This is a genomic window from Mycobacterium sp. SMC-14, assembly GCF_046250075.1.
GTDB lineage: Bacteria > Actinomycetota > Actinomycetes > Mycobacteriales > Mycobacteriaceae > Mycobacterium.
The window spans coordinates 923032-946344 of sequence record NZ_CP176429.1 but is presented as its reverse complement, the minus strand read 5'-3'; the positions used below and the strand labels follow the sequence as shown (position 1 = coordinate 946344).

The 23313-nt window shown below is 66.2% G+C and carries 26 protein-coding genes and 2 riboswitches; of the genes, 13 read left to right on the top strand and 13 right to left on the bottom strand.

Annotation, left to right across the window (positions count from 1 at the left end; all coding sequences use genetic code 11):
• Positions 1–47 precede the first annotated feature (47 nt).
• Positions 48–653, bottom strand: a complete 606-nt coding sequence (locus tag ACKY0W_RS04565) for a TetR/AcrR family transcriptional regulator (RefSeq protein ID WP_409436581.1) — start codon at positions 651–653, stop codon at positions 48–50.
• A 23-nt stretch (positions 654–676) separates the two neighbouring features.
• A complete protein-coding gene (locus ACKY0W_RS04560) occupies positions 677–2155 on the bottom strand; it encodes a DUF222 domain-containing protein (protein WP_409436580.1) in 1479 nt (492 codons plus the stop codon).
• A 122-nt stretch (positions 2156–2277) separates the two neighbouring features.
• On the opposite strand from ACKY0W_RS04560, the gene ACKY0W_RS04555 reads away from it, so the two are divergent.
• The 5 genes from ACKY0W_RS04555 to ACKY0W_RS04535 all read left to right on the top strand — a co-directional run bounded on the left by ACKY0W_RS04555 (position 2278) and on the right by ACKY0W_RS04535 (position 7970).
• On the top strand, positions 2278–3069 hold the full coding sequence (locus ACKY0W_RS04555; protein WP_409436579.1) for an SDR family oxidoreductase: 792 nt from the start codon (positions 2278–2280) through the stop codon (positions 3067–3069).
• Between the two features lie 14 nt (positions 3070–3083).
• On the top strand, positions 3084–4160 hold the full coding sequence (locus ACKY0W_RS04550; protein ID WP_409436578.1) for a diacylglycerol kinase: 1077 nt from the start codon (positions 3084–3086) through the stop codon (positions 4158–4160).
• A gap of 72 nt (positions 4161–4232) precedes the next feature.
• Positions 4233–5471: an Nramp family divalent metal transporter gene (locus tag ACKY0W_RS04545; RefSeq protein WP_409436577.1), complete on the top strand. Its 1239-nt coding sequence runs from the start codon at positions 4233–4235 to the stop codon at positions 5469–5471.
• Between the two features lie 158 nt (positions 5472–5629).
• Positions 5630–6970 carry a PPE family protein gene (locus tag ACKY0W_RS04540; protein WP_409437647.1) on the top strand — a complete coding sequence of 447 codons (1341 nt, stop codon included), beginning with the start codon at positions 5630–5632 and terminating at the stop codon, positions 6968–6970.
• Between the two features lie 70 nt (positions 6971–7040).
• Positions 7041–7970 carry a class I SAM-dependent methyltransferase gene (locus ACKY0W_RS04535; protein WP_409436576.1) on the top strand — a complete coding sequence of 310 codons (930 nt, stop codon included), beginning with the start codon at positions 7041–7043 and terminating at the stop codon, positions 7968–7970.
• Here the strand turns inward: ACKY0W_RS04535 and ACKY0W_RS04530 are convergent.
• The 3 genes from ACKY0W_RS04530 to ACKY0W_RS04520 all read right to left on the bottom strand — a co-directional run bounded on the left by ACKY0W_RS04530 (position 7967) and on the right by ACKY0W_RS04520 (position 10384).
• Positions 7967–8884 (bottom strand): acyl-ACP desaturase, encoded by a 918-nt coding sequence (locus tag ACKY0W_RS04530; protein WP_409436575.1) that lies wholly within the window; start codon positions 8882–8884, stop codon positions 7967–7969. The genes ACKY0W_RS04535 and ACKY0W_RS04530 overlap by 4 nt on opposite strands.
• Before the next feature lie 204 nt (positions 8885–9088).
• Complete coding sequence (locus ACKY0W_RS04525; protein WP_409436574.1) at positions 9089–9517, bottom strand: SRPBCC family protein; 429 nt, start codon at positions 9515–9517, stop codon at positions 9089–9091.
• Between the two features lie 27 nt (positions 9518–9544).
• Positions 9545–10384, bottom strand: coding sequence for an SDR family oxidoreductase (locus ACKY0W_RS04520; RefSeq protein ID WP_409436573.1), 840 nt, complete (start codon positions 10382–10384; stop codon positions 9545–9547).
• Between the two features lie 60 nt (positions 10385–10444).
• Between ACKY0W_RS04520 and ACKY0W_RS04515 the strand changes: the two genes are divergently transcribed.
• Entirely contained in the window at positions 10445–11185 is a 741-nt protein-coding gene (locus ACKY0W_RS04515; RefSeq protein WP_409436572.1) for an SDR family NAD(P)-dependent oxidoreductase, read from the top strand.
• A 60-nt stretch (positions 11186–11245) separates the two neighbouring features.
• Positions 11246–11767 (top strand): pyridoxamine 5'-phosphate oxidase family protein, encoded by a 522-nt coding sequence (locus ACKY0W_RS04510; protein ID WP_409436571.1) that lies wholly within the window; start codon positions 11246–11248, stop codon positions 11765–11767.
• Positions 11768–11783: 16 nt separating this feature from the next.
• Here the strand turns inward: ACKY0W_RS04510 and ACKY0W_RS04505 are convergent, their stop codons facing one another.
• On the bottom strand, positions 11784–12995 hold the full coding sequence (locus ACKY0W_RS04505) for an acyl-CoA dehydrogenase family protein (protein ID WP_409436570.1): 1212 nt from the start codon (positions 12993–12995) through the stop codon (positions 11784–11786).
• A gap of 135 nt (positions 12996–13130) precedes the next feature.
• Here ACKY0W_RS04505 and ACKY0W_RS04500 point away from each other — a divergent pair, with 135 nt between their 5' ends.
• From ACKY0W_RS04500 to ACKY0W_RS04490, 3 genes are all read left to right on the top strand, one after another.
• Positions 13131–13697 carry a histidine phosphatase family protein gene (locus ACKY0W_RS04500; RefSeq protein WP_409436569.1) on the top strand — a complete coding sequence of 189 codons (567 nt, stop codon included), beginning with the start codon at positions 13131–13133 and terminating at the stop codon, positions 13695–13697.
• Between the two features lie 45 nt (positions 13698–13742).
• Positions 13743–13804, top strand: a riboswitch (Fluoride riboswitch).
• Between the two features lie 26 nt (positions 13805–13830).
• The gene (locus ACKY0W_RS04495; protein ID WP_409436568.1) at positions 13831–14901 is read left to right on the top strand and encodes a PPE family protein; all 1071 of its coding nucleotides are present in this window, start codon (positions 13831–13833) and stop codon (positions 14899–14901) included.
• A gap of 42 nt (positions 14902–14943) precedes the next feature.
• On the top strand, positions 14944–16017 hold the full coding sequence (locus ACKY0W_RS04490; RefSeq protein ID WP_409436567.1) for a PPE family protein: 1074 nt from the start codon (positions 14944–14946) through the stop codon (positions 16015–16017).
• A 6-nt stretch (positions 16018–16023) separates the two neighbouring features.
• On the opposite strand, the gene crcB (ACKY0W_RS04485) is transcribed toward ACKY0W_RS04490, so the two are convergent.
• The 7 genes from crcB (ACKY0W_RS04485) to ACKY0W_RS04455 form a co-directional block, all read right to left on the bottom strand.
• Positions 16024–16392 (bottom strand): fluoride efflux transporter CrcB, encoded by a 369-nt coding sequence (gene crcB / locus ACKY0W_RS04485; RefSeq protein WP_409436566.1) that lies wholly within the window; start codon positions 16390–16392, stop codon positions 16024–16026.
• Positions 16389–16739 (bottom strand): DUF190 domain-containing protein, encoded by a 351-nt coding sequence (locus tag ACKY0W_RS04480; protein WP_409436565.1) that lies wholly within the window; start codon positions 16737–16739, stop codon positions 16389–16391. The genes crcB (ACKY0W_RS04485) and ACKY0W_RS04480 overlap by 4 nt, the downstream gene beginning before the upstream one ends.
• Positions 16736–17185 (bottom strand): fluoride efflux transporter CrcB, encoded by a 450-nt coding sequence (gene crcB, locus ACKY0W_RS04475; RefSeq protein WP_409436564.1) that lies wholly within the window; start codon positions 17183–17185, stop codon positions 16736–16738. The genes ACKY0W_RS04480 and crcB (ACKY0W_RS04475) overlap by 4 nt, the downstream gene beginning before the upstream one ends.
• 24 nt (positions 17186–17209) lie before the next feature.
• Positions 17210–18991, bottom strand: a complete 1782-nt coding sequence (locus ACKY0W_RS04470; RefSeq protein ID WP_409436563.1) for a molybdopterin-dependent oxidoreductase — start codon at positions 18989–18991, stop codon at positions 17210–17212.
• 27 nt (positions 18992–19018) lie between these two features.
• A riboswitch (Fluoride riboswitch) is annotated at positions 19019–19080 on the bottom strand.
• A gap of 40 nt (positions 19081–19120) precedes the next feature.
• Positions 19121–19522 carry a nuclear transport factor 2 family protein gene (locus ACKY0W_RS04465; protein ID WP_409436562.1) on the bottom strand — a complete coding sequence of 134 codons (402 nt, stop codon included), beginning with the start codon at positions 19520–19522 and terminating at the stop codon, positions 19121–19123.
• Between the two features lie 73 nt (positions 19523–19595).
• Positions 19596–19946, bottom strand: a complete 351-nt coding sequence (locus ACKY0W_RS04460; RefSeq protein ID WP_409436561.1) for a glyoxalase — start codon at positions 19944–19946, stop codon at positions 19596–19598.
• 79 nt (positions 19947–20025) lie between these two features.
• On the bottom strand, positions 20026–20568 hold the full coding sequence (locus tag ACKY0W_RS04455) for a DUF5994 family protein (RefSeq protein WP_409436560.1): 543 nt from the start codon (positions 20566–20568) through the stop codon (positions 20026–20028).
• A 327-nt stretch (positions 20569–20895) separates the two neighbouring features.
• On the opposite strand from ACKY0W_RS04455, the gene ACKY0W_RS04450 reads away from it, so the two are divergent.
• From ACKY0W_RS04450 to ACKY0W_RS04440, 3 genes are all read left to right on the top strand, one after another.
• Complete coding sequence (locus tag ACKY0W_RS04450; protein WP_409436559.1) at positions 20896–21075, top strand: DUF6131 family protein; 180 nt, start codon at positions 20896–20898, stop codon at positions 21073–21075.
• Between the two features lie 73 nt (positions 21076–21148).
• Entirely contained in the window at positions 21149–22483 is a 1335-nt protein-coding gene (locus ACKY0W_RS04445; RefSeq protein ID WP_409436558.1) for a fatty acid desaturase family protein, read from the top strand.
• Positions 22480–23274 carry a GAF and ANTAR domain-containing protein gene (locus ACKY0W_RS04440; RefSeq protein ID WP_409436557.1) on the top strand — a complete coding sequence of 265 codons (795 nt, stop codon included), beginning with the start codon at positions 22480–22482 and terminating at the stop codon, positions 23272–23274. The genes ACKY0W_RS04445 and ACKY0W_RS04440 overlap by 4 nt, the downstream gene beginning before the upstream one ends.
• Positions 23275–23313: the final 39 nt, after the last annotated feature.

Genomic DNA, 23313 nt, shown 5'->3' with positions numbered 1-23313 from the left:
CGTACGGTTCAATAGTGCGCGGCACGCCGGTGCCGCGCGAGGCGAAGTCAGTCGGCGCGGCGGGTGAGGCCCGGCAAGACCACCTGATCGACGAGGTTGGCCACGGTGTGCGCCGTGGGCATCCGACCCGAGACCAGGGACCGGAAGATCAGATATCCCGGCAACACGTCCCACAGGTCGTCGTCGATGGCGTCGGCGTCTATCTCCCCGCGGTCGACGGCTTGCCCCAGAATGTGCAGGACCAGCGCCTTGCGCTGATCGACGAAGTTGCTCTGCATCACCTCGTTCAGCGCCGGGTTCCGCGACACTTCCACCAGGACCGCACGCAGCGTGCCGGCATGCTGCGCCACCTGTTCGCAGACCAACTCACCCAGCCGCAGCAGATCGCCGCGCAGCGTGCCGGTGTCGGGCGAGACCGCGACCTGGCGGATGCCCTCGGTGAACGCGGCCAACACCAACTCGGCCTTCGACGGCCAACGCCGGTACACGGTGGCCTTGCTCGCCCGCGCGGCAGCCGCGACAGCATCAACCGTCAGCCGGTCGTAGCCGTTCTCCTGCAGCAGCGCCAGGGTGACGTCCAACAGCTCGACCTCGCGCGGCGACCAGGTCGGTGCGCCGGAAAGGTCGAGGTTCGAGGTCACGGCATCAACCATAGAATGCCGCCGACCAGACCTCGCTAAAACGGGGGTGGGTCGTTGGCGGCGGCGATTCGTCTGGCGTGTTCGGCGGCGGCGGCTTCGATCGCCGCGGCGGCGATGCGTTCCTGATTGTGGCTGCGTTCCAGCCAGATCCGGTAGGCCCGATCCTGAGCCCGGGTACGCCGGCGGGTGGGCATCATCACTCCGCGACTACCGGTCGGTGACCACTCGGGCAGATCCAGCTCGCCGGTGGGGTTGGCCAACTGCGGGAAGTATAGGGCACCACCGGGTTTGGTGACATAGGTGTGCCCGGTGGGCGCGGTCCAGATCACCGTGCCATCGGGTTCTTGGCGGTCCCGCCACCCATTGGGACCGACCCAGAAAGTCTTCAAAAGATGGTGAAGCCGGCACAGCAATTTCAGATTGCTCGGATGCGTAGGCCCGAGCGGCCATGGCACGGTGTGGTCGATGTCGGCGACCTCGGCGGGTCGACCGCATCCGGGAAACCGACACGTGAGATCACGGCAGCGGATGAAGTCCGCCAGGGCCGCCGACGGCCGATATCCTGGTTCCGGCGCTGCATCCCGCGGATGACGGACCGTCCGCAGCTTCGCCGATTTTGCGATCGTGCGCACTGCGTCGGCCTGCAGGCCACCGAACCCGGGAACGAATCCCGGTTTGTCCGAATGGCCGTCGAGCGTGGCCTGCTCGGCCATCACATGGATCATCACCGCACCCACCGAGGCATCGCCAGTGACTGCCGGGCAATCGGGTGAACCGCATTCGCACGCCATGATGGCCGCGCCCGCCGTCAGTGCCGACAGGGCGTCGGCGCGCCGCTGCTGCTTAGTGCGCGGATCGGCCGGGCACACCGTGCCGGCCAACTCATCGAGCCGGTGGTCGAAAGCCAACGCATCGACGGTGCGCACCTCGCCGAAGATCTCCGCCAGCCCCGAATGCTGCGGAGTCACCCGAATGTGACGAGATTGATCCAGGGTGCGGGCTTCGCGCACTGCGGCCGGTTCCACCACCTGCACCCAGTAGTCGACCGCTTCGACGATCCGGTTCCTCGACCATTTGCCCCACCGGGGCGCATTACGCTGCAGCCACCGGTCCATCCGCGGGATCGCATCCGGATCGATCATCAACTCGGTGCGATGCACCACCGCGGCCACCACCTGGTAATCGACCACACCCGCCGCAAACAACGCCTCCAGCTTCGGCAACCGCTCAGCCAAGGCCAAACCCAGCCGCAACTGCCCCGCCGCCCGCCCCCGACTGATGCCTTGAGCAGCCGCGATCTCCGCGGCCACCGCCTCCCAGCCATCGATCGCCCAGATCTCCCGAGCGGCTGCCTGCTGCTCGGCCAATCTGCGGTGATACAACTCAGCCGCGGCGGCGAATACCCGCGCCAGAAAAGCCGCCTGCAGACGCGCGGCCCCCTGCATCGCGTCGACCAGGCCCGCGTCGTCACGCGCGCGGATGCCCTCCAGCGACGGAAGGGCTATATCGAACATACATTCGATTGTACGTGAATCCACCGACGATCGCAGCGCCCTCGAGGCAGGCCCACTGCCCTGTTAGAACGTGTTTCAAAAAAGGGGTTCAGCTCACGATCGATCCTTGTTAGCGTGACGCCGTGATACTCGACAAATTCCGAATCGATAATCAAACAGCTGTAGTTACCGGCGCTGGCCGGGGCTTAGGCGCCGCCATCGCCGTCGCGTTCGCCGAGGCCGGCGCGGACGTGGTGATCGCATCGCGTACCCAATCCGAACTAGAGGCCGTCGCGCAGCAGGTCCGCGCGACGGGTCGTCGTGCCCACATCGTCGTCGCCGATCTCGCCCATCCCGAGGAGACCGCAAAGCTGGCCGCCGAAGCTGTCGAAGCGTTCGGCAGGCTCGACATCGTCGTCAACAACGTCGGTGGAACAATGCCCAACACACTGTTGACCACGTCGACCAAGGACCTCAAAGACGCCTTCACGTTCAACGTTGCGACGGCGCACGCGCTGACCATCGCGGCCGTGCCGCTGATGCTGGAGCACTCCGGCGGCGGGTCGTTCATCAACATCACCTCCACCATGGGGCGGGTGCCCGGGCGAGGTTTCGCCGCCTACGGCACGGCCAAGGCCGCGCTGGCTCACTACACCCGGCTGGCCGCGCTGGATCTGTGCCCCAAGATCCGCGTCAACGGCATTGCCCCGGGATCGATCATGACCTCGGCGCTGAACGTGGTGGCAGCCAACGAGGAACTGCGTACCCCGATGGAGAAGGCCACGCCGCTGCGCCGACTCGGGGACCCCGAGGAGATCGCGGCCGCCGCCCTGTATCTGGCTTCGCCGGCCGGCGCCTACCTGACCGGAAAGGTGCTCGAAGTCGACGGCGGCATCACCTTCCCGAACCTTGACCTGCCCGTCCCGGACCTGTGAGGAACTGCTGACTTATGACTATTCGTGTGGCTCAGATCGGCACCGGCAACGTCGGTGTCCACGCGCTGAAAGCGCTGATCACCAACCCCAAGTTCGAACTGACCGGGGTGTGGGTGTCCTCGGACGCCAAGGCCGGTAAGGACGCCGCGGAACTGGCCGGTGTGGACACGACGACCGGCGTGACCGCGACGACCGACCTGCAGCAGGTGCTCGACACCAAGCCCGACTGCGTGGTCTACACCGCGCTGGCCGACAACCGGCTGGTCGAGGCGCTGGAGGACTTCAAGCGCATCCTGAACGCCGGCATCAACGTGGTCGGCAGCAGCGCGGTGTTCCTGCAATACCCGTGGGACGTGATCCCCGCAGAGATGCTGACCCCCATCGAGGACGCCGCCAAGGCCGGCAATTCGAGCTTGTTCATCAACGGCATCGACCCGGGCTTCGCCAACGACCTGCTGCCCCTGGCGCTGGCCGGCACCTGCCAGAGCATCCAGCAGATCCGCTGCATGGAGATCGTCGACTACGCCACCTACGACAGCGCAGCCGTCATGTTCGACGTGATGGGCTTCGGACAGTCGATGGACGAGACCCCGATGCTGCTGCAGCCCGGTGTGCTCAGCCTGGCGTGGGGATCGGTGGTGCGCCAGCTCGCAGCCGGCCTGGGCCTGGAACTCGACTCGGTCGAGCAGTCCCACATCCGGGTGCCCGCGCCGGAGGACTTCTCGATTTCCTCGGGCGACATCGCGAAAGGCACCGCCGCGGCGTTGCGGTTCGAGGTACGCGGGATGGTTGACGGCAAGGCCGCCGTGGTCCTCGAGCACGTCACCCGGCTGCGCGAAGACCTGTGCCCGGACTGGCCGCAGCCGGCTCAAGAAGGCGGCTCGTACCGCGTCGAGGTGACCGGGGAGCCGTCGTACGCGCTGGACCTGTGCCTGTCCAGCCCCAATGGCGACCACAACCACGCCGGCCTGGTGGCCACCGCGATGCGGGTCGTCAACGCGATTCCCGTGGTGGTTGCGGCCGAGCCGGGCATCCGCACCACGCTGGACCTGCCGCTGGTCACCGGCCGCGGCCTCTATAACGCAGACTGACCACAGCGCCGCCTGGACCGCGGACCGTCGGCGAGATTCCGGCTACCCTGACTTTCCTGTTCGTTAATCCGGATGGAAAGGGTGTCGGTGGCCTCAGACACCGCGGTTCGACTGAAGCCGGGCTGGGCATTGCTCGGCCCGGCTTTCGTCGCTGCGATCGCCTACGTTGACCCGGGCAACGTTGCCGCCAACGTCAGCGCGGGAGCGAAATTCGGCTTCCTGCTGGTGTGGGTCATTGTCGCGGCCAACATCATGGCCGCACTGGTGCAGTACCTGTCCGCCAAGCTCGGCTTGGTGACCGGACGCTCGTTGCCGGAGGTGATCGGCGCCCACAGCCGAAAGCCGGTCCGGATCGCCTATTGGCTCCAAGCCGAATTGGTAGCCATGGCAACAGATCTCGCCGAAGTGGTGGGCGGTGCGATCGCGTTGAACCTGATCTTCGGATTACCCCTGGTGCTTGGCGGCCTCATCACCGGGGTGGTGTCGATGGCGCTGCTGGCGGTCGGTGACCGACGCGGGCCGCGGGTCTTCGAGCAGGTGACCAGCGGGCTGCTGATCATCATCGCCATCGGATTCCTGGCCAGCCTGGTGGTCGCCCCACCGGCGCCCGCCGATGTCGCGGCGGGCCTGCTGCCCCGCTTCGACGGCACCGAGAGCGTGCTGCTGGCCACCGCTATCCTCGGCGCGACGGTGATGCCGCACGCGGTGTACCTGCATTCAGGTCTGGCACGCGATCGGCACGGCCAGCCCGACCCCGGACCGGCGCGACGACGGCTGCTGCGGGCGACTCGCTGGGACGTAGGCCTGGCGATGCTGGTGGCCGGAACGCTGAACCTGGCCATGTTGGTGGTGGCCGCCAACAACCTGCGCGGCATGGACGACGCCGGTTCCATCGAGGGTGCACATGCCGCGGTCGGCAACACCCTGGGGCCGACAGTCGCACTGTTCTTCGCGATCGGACTGCTGGCCTCGGGATTGGCGTCGACCTCGGTGGGCGCCTATGCCGGCGCGATGATCATGCAGGGCCTGTTGCGGGTGTCGGTTCCGCTGCTCTGGCGCCGGTTGATCACGCTGGGCCCGGCGCTGGCGATCCTGGCCCTGGGAATCGAGCCCACTCGGGCACTGGTGATCTCGCAGGTGGTGTTGTCCTTCGGCATCCCGTTCGCGCTGGTACCGCTGATCCGGGTGACCGGCGACCGGGCGTTGATGGGCGCCGACGCCAACCGGCGACTGACGTCGGCCCTCGGTTGGGCTGTCACCGTGGTGATCGGGACGCTCAATGTGGCACTGATCTATCTGACCGTGCACTAGGCGACGGCTCCACCTTTCCTGCCGAGCGTTCTTGCGACGTTAACTCCTGCGCCTTTCCTACTTTCCGCCCTCGTCGACAGCCGCTCCTAGCGTGACTATTGCGCGTTCGTCGTCGAAGTAGTTCGTCGTCGAAGGAGTTGATGGGCTAATTGCATCCGATTGCGCCGACGTGGCTGGCTTCGCCGCCCGAGGTCCATTCCGCATTGCTGAGCAGTGGACCGGGCCCGGGGGCGCTGATCGCCGCCGCGTCAGCGTGGTCATCCTTGAGCTCCGAATATGCCTCGGCAGCGGCGGATTTGAACACCACCTTGGGCACCGTTCAGGCCGGAATCTGGATGGGACCAAGCGCAGAACGCTATATGCTTGCCCACCAACCGTATTCGGCGTGGCTCATGCAAGCCAGCACCGACAGTGCACGCGCCGCCGCCCAACACGAGATCGCCGCGGCGGCCTACGCCAGCGCATTGGCCAGCATGCCGACCATGGCCGAGCTGGCGGCCAATCACGCCACGCACGCGATCCTGGTGGCGACGAACTTCTTCGGCATCAACACCATCCCGATCGCCCTCACCGAAGCCGACTACATTCGGATGTGGATCCAGGCCGCCGTCACAATGGCCACGTATCAAACGATTTCGGACACGGCCTTGGCCACCGTGCCCCGCACACCGTCGCCGCCGCCGATCCTGGCGTTCGAGAGCGACGGCGGCGACGATGACGGCGGCGTCGGCGGCAGCCCGGCCGACGCCCTTGCGGCCCTGTACGAAACCCTGGCGATCTTCCTCGAGATCGCCGACATCCTGGACGGCCCGATCATCGCGATCATCGTGGAGATCGTGAATCGCATCATCGAGGCCATCAACGCCGCAGCCGCCCAAGTCGCGAGCGTGCCGCCCGTGGCGCCGGTGATCGCGGCCGTGGCGGAACCCGTCACCGTGGTCGCGGCGAGGGTGCCGGCGGTGCTCATAGCGCCACCCCCCGATGACGTGCCGGGGGCAGGATTCGCCCCTGGCTCCCCGACTCCCGCCACCTCGGTCACTGCCACCACCCCGACGCCCGCCACCCCCGCCCTCATCCCGACAGCCGTAGCCATCGCGCCGGCGGTCCACGCGCCGGCACGGGCCGGCAACGGCCCCGACAAAGGGTTCGGCCCCACGCTCAACGACCGGGAAGCGGCCCCCGCCGCGGCCACCCGGACCCGGAAGGCCGCCTCGAGCCCGGCGCGTCGCCGGCGTCGCACCGCAGCCAAGGAGCCCGGCGCCACCATGGCCATGGACTCCGGCCCGCTCGTACCCGATGCACCAACGCCCCCACCGTCGACGACGGCGTCCGCCCGTAACGCGGGCGCCTTGGGCCTGGCCGGAACCCACTCGCGAGGCAGCGGGGAACACGCAACCGGCTTGGCGGCGTTGGACGAGGACGCCTTCGGCAGCGGCCCGACGGTGCCGATGCTGCCCACCACCTGGACCCCGGAGCCGGAACCACCGTCCGGTGCGTAACGTTTGTTAAATGAACTAATTAATTGCTAGACTAAGCAAATCGCCCTGTTCATCCATCAAGGAGCGCTCAATGGCACGCACCGACAACGACACCTGGGACCTGGCCACCAGCGTGGGAGCCACCGCGACAATGGTCGCCGCCGCCCGGGCGATCGCCACCAAGGCCGACAATCCCCTGATCGACGACCGCTTCGCCGAGCCACTGGTCCGGGCGGTCGGGGTCGACTTCTTGACCAAATGGGCCGCCGGGGACCTGGCGGGCACCGATCTCGACGACCACGAGTCCGGCTGGAAGCTCGGGCAGATGCCCGACGCGATGGCCGCCCGCACCCGCTTTTTCGACGCATTCTTCGCCGACGCCACCCAGGCCGGGATTCGCCAGGTGGTGATCCTCGCATCGGGTCTGGATGCACGCGCCTACCGACTGACGTGGCCCCACGGGGTGACGATCTTCGAGATCGACCAACCCGCGGTGCTGGCATTCAAGACCGCAACGCTGGCCGACTTGGGCGCCAAGCCCACCGCCGCTCGCCGCGGCGTCGCCGTCGATCTGCGCGATGACTGGCCGGCCGCGTTGATCGAGGCGGGGTTCAACCGCACCCAGGCCACCGCATGGATCGCGGAGGGACTGCTCGGCTATCTCCCACCCGAAGCACAGGACCGGCTGCTGGACAACATCACCGCACTGAGTGCCGACGGCAGCCGACTGGCCACCGAGGCCATTCCGAACATCTCGGCGGCCCAGCACGAGCAGGCCAAGGAAATGATGCGCAGCGCCACCGAGAAATGGCGGGCGCACGGCTTCGACCTGGAGTTCTCCGAGCTCGGATACGAGGGTGAGCGCAACGACGTCGCCGACTACCTCAGCCCCTTGGACTGGACCTCGACGGGCCAAACCATGACCGAGCTGCTGACGCAGTACGGACGTCCGACACCCGCACGGGGCGCCGACTCGGTGTCGATGGCCGACACGACCTACTACACCTCGATCAAGGGCTAGGCGGAGACGGTCTCGCGCGCCTTGGCCTTCTCTTCGTAGTAGGTGGCCCGCTCGTCGACCATCTTCATGAAGCCGATGACCTGTTCGCGGGCCTCCTCGCCCACAGCACCGAAGTCGTTGCGCTCGTGGATCTTCCAGAAGCGCAGCACCGGCTGGACGACATCATCGTGGTGGATGCGCAGGTCGTAGATGCCGGCCTTGGCGATCATGATCGCGTTCTCCTGGAAACCGGGCATATGCATCCCGGGCATCGAGAAGCCGAGCACCTCGTCGCGGATGGCGCACATGGCCTCGTCCGGGGCGATGTCCAGCGCCGCCTGCATCAGGTTGCGGTAGAACACCATGTGCAGGTTCTCGTCGAGTGCGACGCGAGCCAGCAACTGGTCGGCGATGGGGCATCCGGAGGCCTTGCCGGTGTTGCGGTGCGACACCCGGGTGGCGAGCTCCTGGAACGACACATACGCCAGTACCCGCAGCGCCGACTTGCCGCCGGCGTCATAGCCGGCGACGGTGTGCTGCATCCGCAGGTTCTCGAGGTTCACCGGGTCGATGCCGCGGGTGACGATGAGGTAGTCGCGCAGCGCGATGCTGTGCCGGCCCTCCTCGGCGGTCCACTGGCCCACCCAGGTGCCCCAGGCGCCGTCGCGGCTGAAGGTGGTGGCGATCTCGCGGTGGTAGGACGGCAAGTTGTCCTCGGTCAACAGGTTCACCAGCAATGCAGCCTTGGCGACCGGGTCCAGCGGCGAGTCTTCGGGGACCCAGTCCTCGCCTCCGAGGAACGCGAAGTCGCGCCCCTTGCTCCATGGCACGTAGTCGTGCGGCAGCCACGGCTTGGCGGCCTTGAGATGCCGATTGAGGTTCTGCTCGACAATCGGCTCGAGTTCATGAAGCAACGCCGTCTGGACATTCACCATCGTTTTTAGTCCCCTCCTGATCGACAGGTGGGCTGTCGCTTGGCCCCCCAGCCAACCTACGGTCCCGTAGGTTTGGTCCACGGTAAGCAGCCACGCCGACCCGTGTCAACCGTTAACTTAGCTGCCTCGGTGCGCTCCGTGCTGAAAACCCGCTTTCCCACCAGCCGCAGCAGCCGCCGATCCCGGCTGAATGGCGGCGACCCGCTAGGGCGCCTCTCGGCCTTCCGACTGCCGCTTGAGCCCGTCAGCCTCCATATCGACGTAGCGACGAATCCGACCGCCGGCGAGCAGGCCGGCCAGCCAGGCCATCGGACCGGTCAGCGTAAAGGTCAGCACGGCCCGCACCCCCGACCCGGTCGGCGATAACTCGTGGAAGCCGGTGAAGCGGATGCCCGCCGTCGACGACGTCCAGGTGAAGGATCGCTCGTCGACCAGTTCGGTGACGGTCCACACCATCGGGCGACCAGCAGGCTGCCGGACACGGGCGGTACTGCCGACTCGCAGCGGACCCGAGTCGAGGCGGGTGATCTCACGCATCGACGCAGTCCAGTTCGGCCAATGCTCGACATCGGTCAGGACGGCCCAGACGTCGCTGGGACGGGCCGCGATGGGATCAGTGCGGGTGTAGCGCATCGACGCCCCCTTCCCCTCAACGGCACGCTACCCAAGTTCGGCGGCCACCCGGGCGCGTTCACGCATCGAGGCGACCACTCCCCCGTCGGCGAGGATGTCGGCGCCGGTGAGGTAGCGGCACTTGTCGCCGGCGCAGAAGGCGAACAGCTCGGCCATCTCCTCGGCCGTACCCCACCGCGGGATCAGCGCGTCGGGCATCATCAGGCCCACCCCGGCCTTCTCTTCGCGCCGGCCCATCTCGGTATCGATGTTGCCCGGCGACACCGAGACAATGCGCAGCCCGCGACCGCCGAAGCGCTCGGCCTGCGAGGCGCAGTACCACTTCACGAAGGCCTTGCTGACCGTGTACGAGAAACCCGAGCGCACCTGCTCGGGTGCGTTGTTGCAGTACGCCGTCATCGCGGCCACGAAGGCGTCGCCGTCGCTGTACGCCAGCGGGAACTGCTTGGTGGGGTAAGCCTTGTCGGGCAGCAGCTGCGCGGCCATCGAGGCAACGTTGACGATCACCGCGCCGTCGGGCGCGACGTCGTGGAACACCTCGTTGACGACGAGGGTGCCGAACGCGTTGATCCGCATGACGAACTCGGCGTCGCCCATGCTCGGGCTGACCCCGGCGGTGTGGATCACCGACGCCAGCGGTCCCAGGCCCGATGCGATGTCGAACAGCCGCATGACCGCGTCACGATCGGTGACATCGCAGTTGACGGCGGTCGCGGCGATACCGAGTTCGGTGAGCGCGACCTGCGCCGAGTCGAGCCGCTCCTGCCGGACATCGCACAGCACCACCGTGTGATCTCGACCGAGGATCTTGGCCGTCGCCAGACCCATGCCGCCCGCGCCTCCGGTGATCACTGATACTGAAGCCATAACTGGACGGTAGACGGCTGCGCATCAGTGCCGGTCGACTGGGTGATGCGGAGAGTCGAAATGACCGATCTGTCAGGCAAAGTGGCGCTGGTAACCGGTGCGTCGTCCGGCCTGGGCGCGGCGACTGCCCAACTGTTCGCCGCCCGCGGTGCGACGGTGTTCGGGCTGGCGCGCGACGCCGAGCGGCTGGCCACGGTGTTCGCCGACGTTCCCGGCGGGCACTACGCCCCCACCGACATCAGCACCGCGACAGCCTGCGCAGCGGCGGTCGAGCAATGCGTCGCCCAGTTCGGCCGACTCGATGTTCTGGTCAACGTCGCCGGCGCCCACCAGATGCGCCACACGCAGGCCGTCACCGACGACGAGTGGGCCCATGATCTGGCGGTCAACCTCAACGGGCCGTTCTTCCTGTGCCGGGCGGCGCTGCCGCACCTGCTGGAGACCGCCGGCAATATCGTCAACGTCGCCTCGATCGCCGGGGTGGAAGGACAGGCGTACTCGGCGGGCTACTGCGCAGCCAAGCACGGGCTCGTCGGGCTCACCCGGGCATTGGCCGTGGAGTTCACCGCGGAGAAGCTGCGCGTCAACGCGATCTGCCCGGGCGGGATGCTGACCCCGCAGGTGACCAACTTCCAGCTTCCCGAGGGCGCCGACGTCAACCTGATCATGCGGGTGGCCTCGCCACGCGGGATGAGCGCCCCGAGTGACGTCGCCGAGGTGATCGCCTTTTTGGCCAGCGATGCCGCGGCCGCGGTGCACGGCGCGGTCTACATGACCGACAACGGGAAAACGGCCGGCTAGGGCGCACTGCGCCCGCAGCTGTGGCGCCCGCTGTCGGACGTCAGAGCTAGCGTGCGGGCCATGGAACCTAAACCGGGCCCTACCGCGACACGTCCAGTCCTGCCCGAGGGTTACGGACTGCCGAGTTCGACGGAGGGCTTGTTGAGCTGGGCAGAAGTCGAACAACACTTGACCACGGCACAGCACTATTGGCTGAGCACGGTGCGCCCGGACGGAACCCCGCATTCGGTGCCGCGTTGGGGCGTGTGGCTCGACGGCCTGTTCTACTACGACGGCGCACCGACCACCCGCCACGCACGCAACCTCCAAGGCAATCCGGCCTGCACGCTGACGCTGGAAAGCGGCACGCAGGTGGTGATCGTCGAGGGCGTCTCGGAAGCAACCTCGGCGGACCCCGGCCATCTCGGCGCCCGGTTGGCGAGCGCGTTTGAGAAATACCACCCGCAGTACGCTCCCGGCCCCGATGCGTGGTCGGGGCAGGACGGCGGCGGGCTGCGCATGATCATCCCGCGGCGGGCACTGGCCTGGTTCGCGTTCCCCACCGACTGCACCCGGTTTGCCTTCTCCCGTCACGCGCCCTGACGTGGGAGTCCGGCCATCAGCGTAGCGGCAGGCCGGTCAGCGCTCGTGCGATCACCAACCGCTGGATCTCGCTAGTGCCCTCAAAGATCGTGAAGATCTTGGCGTCGCGGTGCATCCGTTCGACCGGGTAGTCGCGGGTGTAGCCGTTGCCGCCGAGGATCTGGATCGCTTCGTCGGTGACGTAGACGGCGGTCTCACTGGCGAACAGCTTGGCCATCGAACCCTCGGCATTGTCGAAGGCCTTGTTGTTGCGCCCCATCCACCCGGCCCGCCACACCATCAGCCGGGCCGCGTCGATGCGACTCTTCATGTCCGCCAGCTTGAACGCCACCGCCTGGAACTCGCCGATCTTGCGCCCGAACTGCTCACGCTGGCAGGCGTATTCGAGGGCGTACTCGTATGCGGCGCGGGCCACACCGACCGCCATCGCGCCGACGGTCGGTCGGGTCCGTTCGAAGGTCTTCATCGCCGCCTGCCCCCCGGCCGACGCACCGGACTTGACCCGAGCGACGCGCTCCTCGAACTTCTCCCGGCCACCGAGAATCATGTCCTCGGGCAGGCGAACGTTGTCGAGCACGATCTCGGCGGTGTGCGAGGCCCGGATGCCGTGCTTCTTGAACTTCTGCCCCTGCGCCAGGCCCGGAGTTCCGGGCGGGATGACGAAGCTGGTCTGTCCGCGCGAGCCGAGTTCGGGATAGACCGAGGCAACCACGATGTGCACGTTGGCGATGCCACCGTTGGTGGCCCAGGTCTTGGTGCCGTTGAGCACCCATTCCCGGGTCGCTTCGTCGAAACGGGCACGGGTCCGGATCGCACCGACGTCGGAACCGGCGTCGGGTTCCGAGGAGCAGAACGCCGCGAGCTTGGGGTCATCAGCGGTGCCGAACATCTGGGGCAGCCACTGACCCAGCTGTTCGGGAGTTCCGTTGCCCGCCAGGGCTGCGGCGGCAAGTCCGGTTCCCAGAATCGACAGGGCGATGCCGGCGTCGCCCCAGAACAATTCCTCGAAGACCGTCAGCATGCCGATACCGCTCGGTTCGGCAGCCTGGGTGGCGAACAGCTCCGGTGAGTACAGGCCGATCTTGGCCGCCTCCTGGATTACCGGCCACGGCGTCTCTTCCCGCTCATCCCACTCGGCGGCGGCCGGGCGGACAACCTCGGCGGCGAACTGGTGGACCCAGTCCCGCACCTCGATCACGTCATCACTGAGCTCTACCGAGAACGACATTGCTTCTCCTGGAAAGGTCTGAGCGAGCGCCATGGACACGGCCTGATCGATTGTGACACCTGGACTTGTTCTCGGCCGCGGCCGCCACCGATGATGTCTGCAGAACCGACGAACGACGAGAGCGCGGAGGCCGCCATGCCGAAGGCGACACGGGTGTACCTGGCGCGACACGGCCGCACTGCCCTCAACGCCGACGGACGGCTCCGCGGGCTGGCCGACCCGCCGCTGGACCAGGTCGGCTTGGCCGAGGTGTCCCGACTGGCGGCCGAACTCGCCACACGTCATCCCACGTTGGTGATCTCAAGCCCCTTGCAGCGCGCGGTGGCGACCGCGCAGGCGATCGCCACGGCCTCAGGCATCGAGGCGCAGGTCGACAACCGACGCAACGACCGCGACTATGGACCGCAGACCGGGCGGCCGCGCACCGACGTGGAAACCGAGTACGGAAGCGTCGATTCAGCACCGGGCGTGGAGCCGGTCGAAGCGCTGGCCGAGCGTGCGCGGCGGGCATTTTTCGAGTTGGTGGCCGAGCTCGGACCGGGCCCACTGGTCATGGTCTCCCATGATGCGTTCAACCAGGCGCTGCTCAGCCAGCTCGACCCGTCCCTCGAGTCGATCAGCCAGGACACCGCATGTTGGAACCAGTTGAGCCTGGTCGACGGGAGCTGGCGCGTGGATGCCTGCAACCGCACCGCGGTCTGACGACCCGGCGAATCACCGTCGTTCCGACGACGCTGTCGGTGTAGCATTCCGATAGGCGATGAAGCTCGCCTTAACCGCCAGATCCGGCTAATAGCTTCTACCCCGATTGACTCGTGGTAGAAGGCGGTGCCGGATGAGCTACGGCGACACTCCTTCTGCCACGATCGGACTGGCTTTCGGCGCACTTCCCCCGGAAGTCAATTCCGGGCGAATGTATCTCGGTCCCGGCTCCGTCCCGCTGACAACCGCGGCAGCGTCTTGGGATGCGCTTTCCGCTGAATTATCCGCTGCGGCAATCGGATACATATCGGTCATCGCTGAGCTGACCGGAACAGCCTGGCAGGGACCGACGTCGCTCGCCATGGCGGCGGCGGTGACACCGTTCGCGTCCTGGCTGAACGAGACGGCCAGCAGCGCAAGCGTGGTCGCCGACCAAGCCAGCGCAGCCGCCGCCGCCTACGAGCTGGCCTTCTCGATGACGGTTCCGCCAACGGTGATCGCCGCTAACCGCAGCCTGTTACTGGCGCTGGTCGCCACCAACTTCTTCGGACAGAACACCGCGGCGATCGCCGCCACCGAAATGCATTACGCGCAGATGTGGCTCCAGGACGCCACCGCGATGTACGTCTATGCCGAATCCTCGGCGCTCGCCTCGGCGTTGCCCTCGTTCCGCGATCCCCCACGCACGACCAACCCGGCCGCGTCAGCCGCCCAGCAACTGCAGACAACGTTGTCATCACCGCTGGCTCAAATCATCGAACACATCCCGAATGTGACCAACGTGGTCCTGGCCCCGGCCAGTGCCGCCACCTCCGAGCACGGGATCTCTGTGGTCAACATGCGACTCGCGGCCCAGGAAACCGCCCAACCCCGATCACCGCTTCCGTGGAGCCCCCGCCTGGCACTGATCAGCTCATCGGGTGGCTGCTCGCCACCACCGGTCTCCGCCGCCTGGGGCAGAGCCGGGCCGGTCGGCAAGCTTTCCGCGCCGCCGTCCTGGTTCACCGCGGCGCCCGAGCTACGACCGGCCGCATTAGCGCCGACGGCGGCGACTGTCGTGGCACCCCAGGCCGTATCGGCCGAATCCGTCGGCTACGGCAGCGTCCTCAGCCAGTCGCTACTGGGAACGCTCTCCCGGAACGGCCCCCAGCACGCACGCACGGAAAGCAAGCCGATCATCGTGCGCTCTCCGGCCGCCGGTTAGCACCTGCCCACCCGGAACCGATCAGGAAAGGATTCTCACGCCATGGACTTCGATATGGACTTCGGCGCGCTGCCACCAGAGATCAACTCGGCACGAATGTACGCCGGACCGGGCAGCGGTCCGCTGCTGGCGGCGGCCACCGCCTGGGCACAACTCGCCCAGGAGTTGAACAGCTCGGCTGCGTCCTACCGGTCGGTGGTCGCTGGGCTGGCTACCGACGGCTGGCGGGGCCCGTCGTCGGCGACGATGACGGGCGCCGCGAGCCGGTACGTGGACTGGCTGCATACGACGGCCGGGCAGGCTGAACAAACCTCCGTGCAGATCAAGGCCGCCGCCGCGGCCTACCAGACGGCCTGGACGGGCACGGTCTCACCGCCACTGATCGCCGCCAACCGGCTGCGCCTGACGGAGCTGATCGCCACCAACTTCTTCGGGCAGAACAGCCCGGCAATCGCCGCCACCGAAACGGACTACGAGCGGATGTGGGCCCAGGATGCCGTTGCGATGCACGGTTACGCCGCGTCAGCATCGAACGCCTCTAGCCTGACGCCTTTCACCGCGCCACCCATCGTCACGACACCCGCATCGGCTGCCGCCGCTCAGCCGGCGCAAGCAGTGGACCCATCCACGCTGCTCTCGATTGCGCTGGATGTCCCGTCGCTTGCCAGCGCGGCCGCCTCGACGACGAGTTCGACGTTCTCCGGCGCCGCCATCCAGACCACCAACCACGCGCTGGCAGTCAACGCGATGCGCGACGAGCAGCAAGGTATCGGGCCGTTCATAGCGGGCGCGGAACGCGCGCTGACGACCTCCGGGACGCTAGCCTCCACCACTCCGATGGTCTCAGCACTGACCGGCCGGTGCAGCTTGGTCGGCAAGCTGTCGGTGCCGCAGGGCTGGGCGGTCATGGAGGACTCGTTGGCCGCGGCATCCCCCGCCCTGGGTGGCCTCACGAGCACCGGCGGCCCGATAGGCGCGCCGACGATGTCGTCGGCCCTGCCGCCGGGCGTGTTCGGCGAGGCCATGCTGGGCACCCTGGCAGGGCGCGGCGCCAACAACGCCGCGGCGAAATTACGGCGGCCCAGCGTCATACCCCGATCATCCGCCGCCGGCTAAGGCCGATCAGCCCCACATAGCCTGCGCCGCAACGCTACCGACGTAATAGGCGCCAAGGCCGCAGCTCAACGTGAGCACCAGGTTAGCCAGCGCGTACAGCCGCGCACCGACGCCGGCCAGCTGCAGGGTCTCGTAGGAAAAAGTGGAGTAGGTGGTCAGCGCGCCGCACAGACCGGTGCCGACCAATAGGTGCAGCCGTTGGTCGCCGGCGCTCGCGGCGCCCATGAGCACACCCAGGGCCAGGCTGCCCAGCACGTTGGCGGTGAACGTGCCCCACGGGAATGTGGTGTCGTGGCGGGCCTGCACGAAGCGATCTGTCAGGTAGCGCAGCGGCGCCCCCACCGCGGCGCCGGCGATGACCAACAGCCAGGTCACTGGCCGGCGGGACTTCGCCCGATGTGGCGGATGACCTCGACTTCATCCAGCTGGATCAGGCCCTCGGTGACCAACTCGTCCAGCTCCGGCAGGAAGGCACGGACCCGCTCGGGGGCGTCGACGATGACGACCGAGACCGGCAGGTCCTCCGACATCGACAGCAGCCGGGTGGTGTGGATGGCCGAGGACGCTCCGTAACCCTCGATGCCGCGGAACACCGACGCGCCGGCTAGGCCGGCTCGCCGTGCCCGGTGCACGATCTCGCTGTACACCGGCTTGTGATGCCAGGTGTCGCTCTCTCCGAGAATTACCGTCAGGCGCAACGCGCGTCCGGTGAGCTCGCTCATGCTGTCCTCCTGATGATCAGACGGCGGGTGAGGCTGGCAGCGGTCCACGTCGCGATCAACACTGCCACCGGGGTGGTGAGTAAGTAGAACAAGGCCGAGATCGGCTGTCCGGCGGCGACCAGGGTGTCGACGTCGCCGGCGAACGTGGAAAACGTGGTGTAGCCGCCGAGCACGCCGGTGCCCAGCAGCGGACGCAGCAGTCGGTGTCCGACCCACATTTCGGTGATCGCCACCATCAGCACCCCCATCAGCGCACACCCACTCACGTTGGTAACCAATGTGGCCCAAGGGAATCCACCGACCGGGGTGGGCAAGGCCAACGCGACGGCATAGCGCGCGCAGGCGCCGATGGCTCCGCCGACAGCGACCGCCGCGACCACCGGCGCCTGTTCACGCACCGGCAAGAACCGCCAGCGCCGGGCAAATAGACCAGGACCGGTGGTCATATCGGATCCGCGTATCGGCATCGCTCAGATGGGCATTCGGTAGCCGTAATATTCGTGGTCCTCGTTGTAGCCGCCCATCCCGAGGCCGCGGTGGCGGAAGTCGTCGATGAACTCGATTGCCTCGATCCATTTCACCATCTTGAAGCCGAGCTCGTGCTCGTTACGGAGCCGCAGCGGTGCGCCGTGCGCTTCGGTGAGCGGCGCGTCGTTCATCTCGTAGGCCAGCAGCGTCGTCGGTTCGCTCATATGGGCGATCTTGTGGCAGTCGTAGTACCGGCCCTCGTCTGATGAGCCGGACCCCTCAGCGAAGGAGTAGAACGCCACCCAGCGCGCCGACGGTCGTGGCCGTACCAGCTCGACAATGTCCGACATCCGTACCCCGGCCCACTTGGCGACCCCGGTCCAGCCCTGGATGCAGTGGTGGCCGCTGATCTGTTCGTGTTTGGGCAGCGCCAACAGCTGCGCGTAGGTCAAGGTGACGGGGTTGTCCACCAGCCCCTCGATCCGCAGCACGTAGTCGGCCCAGCCGCCCTTCTGCAGCGCGTGGTAGCGCTCCGAGGTGGGCAGTGTTCCGTTGGGCCACAGGTACGGCGAGATATCCTTCTCGGCGTAGGTGACGTCCGGATGCGGGCGTTCCAGCAGATCTTTGAGCCATCCGAGCGTCGCGCTGCCGACGTTGCGGACCACAGCGGGGTAACGCAGCGTCAGCGGTGAGGCCACCAGCCACAGCACCCCGATGACGCCCATGACGACCAGATAAACGACCACCGGCCAATAGGATTGGGTGTTCGTTCCCAGCACGATGTGGTTGAGGTTGTCCGCCAGTCCGGTAGTGAACACCATCAGGGTGTGTATGGCGATGAAGAACACCATCCACAGCAGCACCGCGAAGTGAACGGTCCGGGCGACCTGTTGGTTGAGCGGTCCCCGGTCGAGGCCGAAATGCGCTGCAATCGCATGCGACTGCAGTAGTCCCGTGGCAAAGGCCAGTGGGGCGGCGATGAATACGGTGGAGAAATAGGCGATCACCTGCAGCGCGTTGTAGCTGGTGAATCCCTCATTGGCCGGAAAGTTCAGGGACGCATACTGAATCAGTGTCGAGGCCGCATTAGGCAGCACATCCCATGATTGCGGAACGATCCGGCGCCATTCACCACTGGTGAACAGCAGCACATAGAACACCGCGCCATTGAGCAGCCACAGCAGGTCGAATGAGAAGTGCCACCAGCGCGCCAGGCCCACGGTGTGGCGCAGGCCGGGAATGCCCAGCCACTTCGGCAATGCCACCGAGTCGTCCTTGGCGGTCCACATATGCGCGGCGTCGGCTTCGTCCATCCGATCTTTCGGCACCGCTCCGCGCATCCGCAGCCATGCGGTCCCCGGCCGACAGCCCTGGTTGAGATACAGCCGCGGGTGATCGGCCAGGATTTGCAGCCCCGCCCGCATCAGAAACATCATGAAGACGATGTTGAACAGGTGCTGCCAGCGCAGCCAGGCCGGAAAGCCGGTGCCGATCACCGGTGTCACCCGCGTCGACGTCCCCGGGTAGGCGGCGATGAAGTCCTGCATCCAGCCGTATTGCCGCAGCTGCTGAGCCAGCGCGATTCCGACGACCACCCCCGCGACCCCGAGCGGAATCAGCCATAGCGACGACACCCAACGCTTGCCGAAGCGCAGGGCCGGCACCTGTGCCATCTCCTGAGGGATACCGCCGGCCCAGTGTCCGATCTGCACCCGGCGATCCAGCGCCCCGACGCGGGGACTCTGATCAAGCAGAGATGCCAAATCTTTTGTAGGTGAAGCCATTTCAACGCCTCCCACCCATACTTGAGTCAGGTGGTAGAAGCTATCAGCCGTGGCGGCGGTTTATGGCGAGCCTCATCGCCGCCTTCAACTATAACCGCAGGGTGAGCGGTGTGCAGCCGTGCTTGCCGGCTACCCGGAGCCGTGCGCGGCGGCCTCCCGGGTGATCTGCTCGAACTGCTGCGCCATCGCCTCGGCCAGTGCGGTGGCCGCCGACAGCGGCCGGACCATCACGACGAAGTCGTCGATCTTGCCGTCGTCGTCGAAATGCAGGAAGTCGCATCCAGTCAGCCGTTTGCCGTCGACGGACGCTTCGAAGATCAGGGCGTGGTCGCGCCCGCCAGGGTCACCGATCTCCCGCACGTAGTGGAAATCCTCAAAGACGCGCATCACCGCGCGCAGGATCGCCGCGGTGACCGGCTTGCCCGGGTAGGGCTTGAACGCCACCGGGCTGGTGAACACGACATCGTCGGACAGCAGCTCCTCGATGGCCGCAGCATCGCGGGCCTCCACAGCTTGCCGAAAAGGGTGCACAGGAACACCTCCACTGGTCAACGCGTTGCAATGCCCTACGGTAGACGCGCCGCGGCGAGTCCACCGAGACCTATCACCGGAATCGTCGGTCGATGACTTCACGTGGAAGCTGCTGTGGGGTCGGGTAGGTGACCAGTACCCGGATGCCATCCGGATCGGCGCCATCGACGAAACTGATCTCACCCAAGGTGTTGGAGTACGCGCTCGGATCGTGGACGCGCATACGTTGTTCAATCTGCTGCAGCTCCTCTTCGCTGCCGACAGACCACATGATCTGCTCGACACCGACGCCGGTGATACCACCTGCCCTGGACGCCTCATTCGTGCGCAAGTAGATCTCGAAGCCGTCCGGCGTCAAGAGAAGTGCCGCATCCTTGTCGCAAATGGCTACTTCGCACTGGAATACATGACAGTAGAACTTCACGGAGTGATCCAGATGCGACACTCGCATCAAGCACGATGCAACCCTGGCCGTACTCATCCGCCTCCTCTTCGCTATCGGGTCAGCCTGCTGTAACCGGCAGGGATGCCATAGATCCCCCATCTGATTCCCAGCTATCAAGAGCAGCAGCCGCCATGTTGCGTCGGTCCCGGCTACGCGAACTGACCGTCAGCAGATCGCTCACTGTCACTGCGTTTTTCGGCCGTGCCGCAGTCATCATGGTGGTGTGCGCATCGCTAGGTTCGGCGCGCGCGGGAACCACCACCAAGGTAAGACGGTCACCGTCGAGCCCGAGAAGTTCAACCGTGTCGATCGGCTGAAGCCGGTACCCATCCAGCCGTACCGACCGCCCGTCACTGACGAGTTTACGCGGCGCGCCCACCCATTCGTTCAGGTTGTACAGAACCCGGCTTATGCGACCCAACCGAACGGAGAGCACCGCCAGCAGGTCAGGTAACTCCACCACGAGGTCATCGGAGTGAGGCCACCATGCCCCATCGACGTATCCGCTCGGCGAAGCTTTGCGCTTCAACCGCAACCGCGGCGTCCGCAGTGGAGACGTGGAGTTGTCGGGGCTTTTGCGTGTTGTCTTCTGTCGCGTCATGGCGACGCTCCCATCTGAGCCCTAGCGGCCAGAATTTCCGGCGATGACAGGACTTGAAAACACCACGTGTACGAAGTACCGCCGCTGCCAGCAACCCTACGCCGATTCGGTCCGAGCGCCGGAGCGCACAGGATCAGCGGCCGGCCGCCCGCGAAAGAGGGTAGTGTTATTGGTGCTGAGTCCTTCAGCCGGTGCGGAAGCGAGTTCGGCTGTACGCCGCCGATTTCGATGAATTTTTATTCGAGCCGCACATTTCGATATCTATCCGACGATGTCATCGAACAAGCGTGGAATCCACACCCGCTACCCAGAAACCCGGTAAACACCATGATTGCTCTCGGAGTAGTCCTCATCGTCCTCGGGCTCCTCTTGCCCGCTCTGGTCCCTACCTTCGCCTATGCCCATCTCTGCTTGGTCATCGGCGTCATCCTTCTCGTCGTCGGGCTGCTCTTGGCCCTGATGGGACGGATGGGACACGCAGTCGGCGGGCGCAGCCACTACTACTAGACCGCCAAATGCATCCAGGTGTATTCAGCGACTGCCCGCTCGCCCGGCCGAAGGCTGACGAAAGGGGAAACCGGTGGCTATTACTGATATTTCGGTCTTCGCTCACCTGACTGACGCCGATATCGACTCTTTGGCCGTAGATCTGGACGCAATCCGGCTGGACATCGAGGATTCCCTTGGCGAGCGCGATGCGCACTACATCCGCCGTACTATCGCCGCCCAACGTGCCCTGGAAGTAGCGGGCCGGCTCCTGCTGACCGTTGGTTCGAAACGCCCGGCCTGGTGGGCGGGAACGCTGACTGTCGCGCTGGCCAAGATCATCGAGAATATGGAGATCGGCCACAACGTCATGCATGGCCAGTGGAACTGGATGAACGACCCCGAGATCCACTCCTCGACGTGGGAGTGGGACATGGCCGGGGTCTCGAAGCATTGGCAATTCACCCACAACCTTCGCCACCACAAGTACACGAACATCGTCGGCATGGACGACGACGTCGGCTACAGCACTCTGCGGGTCACTCGGGACCAGCCCTGGCATCCGATCAACATCGGCAACCTGGTGTTCAACATCGTTCTTGCGATCGGTTTCGAGTGGGGAATCGGCTTGCAGCCCATCGAATTCGGCGACATCGCCAAGGGCGGTTCGGACCGCGGAACCGCCCTCAGAAAGGCACGCGAGTTTGCGACCAAGGCCGGCAGGCAGGTGCTCAAAGACTACGTAGTGTTCCCCGCACTCACCTCCCTGTCACGGGCAGCCACCTTCAGAGCGACGCTGAAGGCCAACCTGCTGGCTAACGCGATCCGCAACGTCTGGGCGAACGCGGTGATCTTCTGCGGGCATTTCCCTGATGGCGCCGAGAAATTCAGCAAGACCGACATGATCGGCGAATCCCCGGGGCACTGGTATCTGCGCCAGATGCTGGGCAGCGCCAACTTCGATGCCGGGCCGACAATGCGGTTCATGAGCGGCAACTTGTGCCATCAGATCGAGCATCACCTCTACCCCGACCTGCCGAGCAACCGGTTGCACGAGATCTCGGTGCGGGTGCGTCAGATCTGCGACACATACGACCTGCCCTACACCACCGGTTCGTTCCTGACGCAGTACGGCAAGACTTGGCGCACCATCGCCAAGCTGTCGCTGCCGGATCGCTACCTGCGCGAGACCGCTGACGATGCCCCGGAGACTCGCAGCGAACGAATGTTCGCCGTACTTGCGACTGACGTCGTCGGCACCGACCCGGCGAACGGGCGCCGCCGCGGGCTCAAGACAGCGATCGCGGCGGTACGCCGTCGGCGTCGCGCCCACGGGATCAGTCCCGGAACACGTGGATTACGCCGATCCGCCGCCCTAGAATGTCGGCATGAGCTTGCCGCAATCAAGCAGCTGACGGCGCCGTCGTGACCGATGTTTCCGAGCCCGGCAACCGGACGGTACCCGCTACCGAACGCCCCGACGAGGACACCGACGACCTGCGGTCTGGTCTGGCCGATCTGGCCGGCCTGGTTGCGGACTCACTCGGACTTGAGGAACTCCTGGCCCGGGTGGCGACTTTCGCAGTACAGGCCATTCCTGCCGCAGACGGCGCGGGATTGACGTTGCTGCGTAGTGACCGCCCGGACAACCGGGTCGAGGTTCTGGCCGCCAGTGCCCCTTTCGTCCAGCAGATCGACGAGATCCAATACGTCGAAGTCAACGAGGGGCCCTGCATCACCGCGGCGCTGGAACGGCGCACCGTGCGGTCCGGGTCATTGGGCGGCGACAAGCTCTGGCCGCGCTTCGGACCGCGGGTGGGACGTCTCGGCGTACACAGCGTGTTGTCGCTACCGCTGCTGCTGCCCGGGCAGGTGGTAGGTGCCATCAACGTCTACGCACACCGCAAGGATGCCTTCACCGAACGCGCCGCCGAACTCGGGGAACTGTTCGCGGTTCCCGCCGCCGTAGCGGTCCACAACGCGCACGTGCTCACCCATGCCCGGGCGTTGACCGCGCAGTTGCAGACAGCACTGTCCAGCCGACCGGTCATCGACCAGGCCATCGGTATCCTGCGAGCCCGTTCCGGAGGGACCGCAGAAGAGGCGTTCGACCGGCTGCGCCGGATCAGCCAGACCGAGAACATCAAACTGGCAGTGGTTGCACGAAGCATCGTCGATGAGGCGGTTCGCCGCGCTCGTGCTCGCCACACCGGGCCTTGATGCGCGAGTAGCGTTGGGTAGAGCGGCACTGATAGACCC

Excerpts from the sequence above, each read along its gene's own strand:
- ACKY0W_RS04490 (WP_409436567.1), top strand. The coding sequence starts at position 14,944 with ATGGACTTCGATATGGACTTCGGCGCGCTGCCACCAGAGATCAACTCG.
- ACKY0W_RS04495 (WP_409436568.1), top strand. The coding sequence starts at position 13,831 with ATGAGCTACGGCGACACTCCTTCTGCCACGATCGGACTGGCTTTCGGC.
- ACKY0W_RS04505 (WP_409436570.1), bottom strand. The coding sequence starts at position 12,995 with ATGTCGTTCTCGGTAGAGCTCAGTGATGACGTGATCGAGGTGCGGGAC.
- ACKY0W_RS04550 (WP_409436578.1), top strand. The coding sequence starts at position 3,084 with ATGACTATTCGTGTGGCTCAGATCGGCACCGGCAACGTCGGTGTCCAC.
- ACKY0W_RS04510 (WP_409436571.1), top strand. The coding sequence starts at position 11,246 with ATGGAACCTAAACCGGGCCCTACCGCGACACGTCCAGTCCTGCCCGAG.
- ACKY0W_RS04520 (WP_409436573.1), bottom strand. The coding sequence starts at position 10,384 with ATGGCTTCAGTATCAGTGATCACCGGAGGCGCGGGCGGCATGGGTCTG.
- ACKY0W_RS04530 (WP_409436575.1), bottom strand. The coding sequence starts at position 8,884 with ATGGTGAATGTCCAGACGGCGTTGCTTCATGAACTCGAGCCGATTGTC.
- ACKY0W_RS04545 (WP_409436577.1), top strand. The coding sequence starts at position 4,233 with ATGGAAAGGGTGTCGGTGGCCTCAGACACCGCGGTTCGACTGAAGCCG.
- ACKY0W_RS04455 (WP_409436560.1), bottom strand. The coding sequence starts at position 20,568 with ATGACGCGACAGAAGACAACACGCAAAAGCCCCGACAACTCCACGTCT.
- ACKY0W_RS04500 (WP_409436569.1), top strand. The coding sequence starts at position 13,131 with ATGCCGAAGGCGACACGGGTGTACCTGGCGCGACACGGCCGCACTGCC.
- ACKY0W_RS04535 (WP_409436576.1), top strand. The coding sequence starts at position 7,041 with ATGGCACGCACCGACAACGACACCTGGGACCTGGCCACCAGCGTGGGA.
- crcB (WP_409436564.1), bottom strand. The coding sequence starts at position 17,185 with ATGACCACCGGTCCTGGTCTATTTGCCCGGCGCTGGCGGTTCTTGCCG.
- ACKY0W_RS04450 (WP_409436559.1), top strand. The coding sequence starts at position 20,896 with ATGATTGCTCTCGGAGTAGTCCTCATCGTCCTCGGGCTCCTCTTGCCC.
- ACKY0W_RS04480 (WP_409436565.1), bottom strand. The coding sequence starts at position 16,739 with ATGAGCGAGCTCACCGGACGCGCGTTGCGCCTGACGGTAATTCTCGGA.
- ACKY0W_RS04470 (WP_409436563.1), bottom strand. The coding sequence starts at position 18,991 with ATGGCTTCACCTACAAAAGATTTGGCATCTCTGCTTGATCAGAGTCCC.
- ACKY0W_RS04525 (WP_409436574.1), bottom strand. The coding sequence starts at position 9,517 with ATGCGCTACACCCGCACTGATCCCATCGCGGCCCGTCCCAGCGACGTC.
- ACKY0W_RS04560 (WP_409436580.1), bottom strand. The coding sequence starts at position 2,155 with ATGTTCGATATAGCCCTTCCGTCGCTGGAGGGCATCCGCGCGCGTGAC.
- ACKY0W_RS04515 (WP_409436572.1), top strand. The coding sequence starts at position 10,445 with ATGACCGATCTGTCAGGCAAAGTGGCGCTGGTAACCGGTGCGTCGTCC.
- ACKY0W_RS04565 (WP_409436581.1), bottom strand. The coding sequence starts at position 653 with ATGGTTGATGCCGTGACCTCGAACCTCGACCTTTCCGGCGCACCGACC.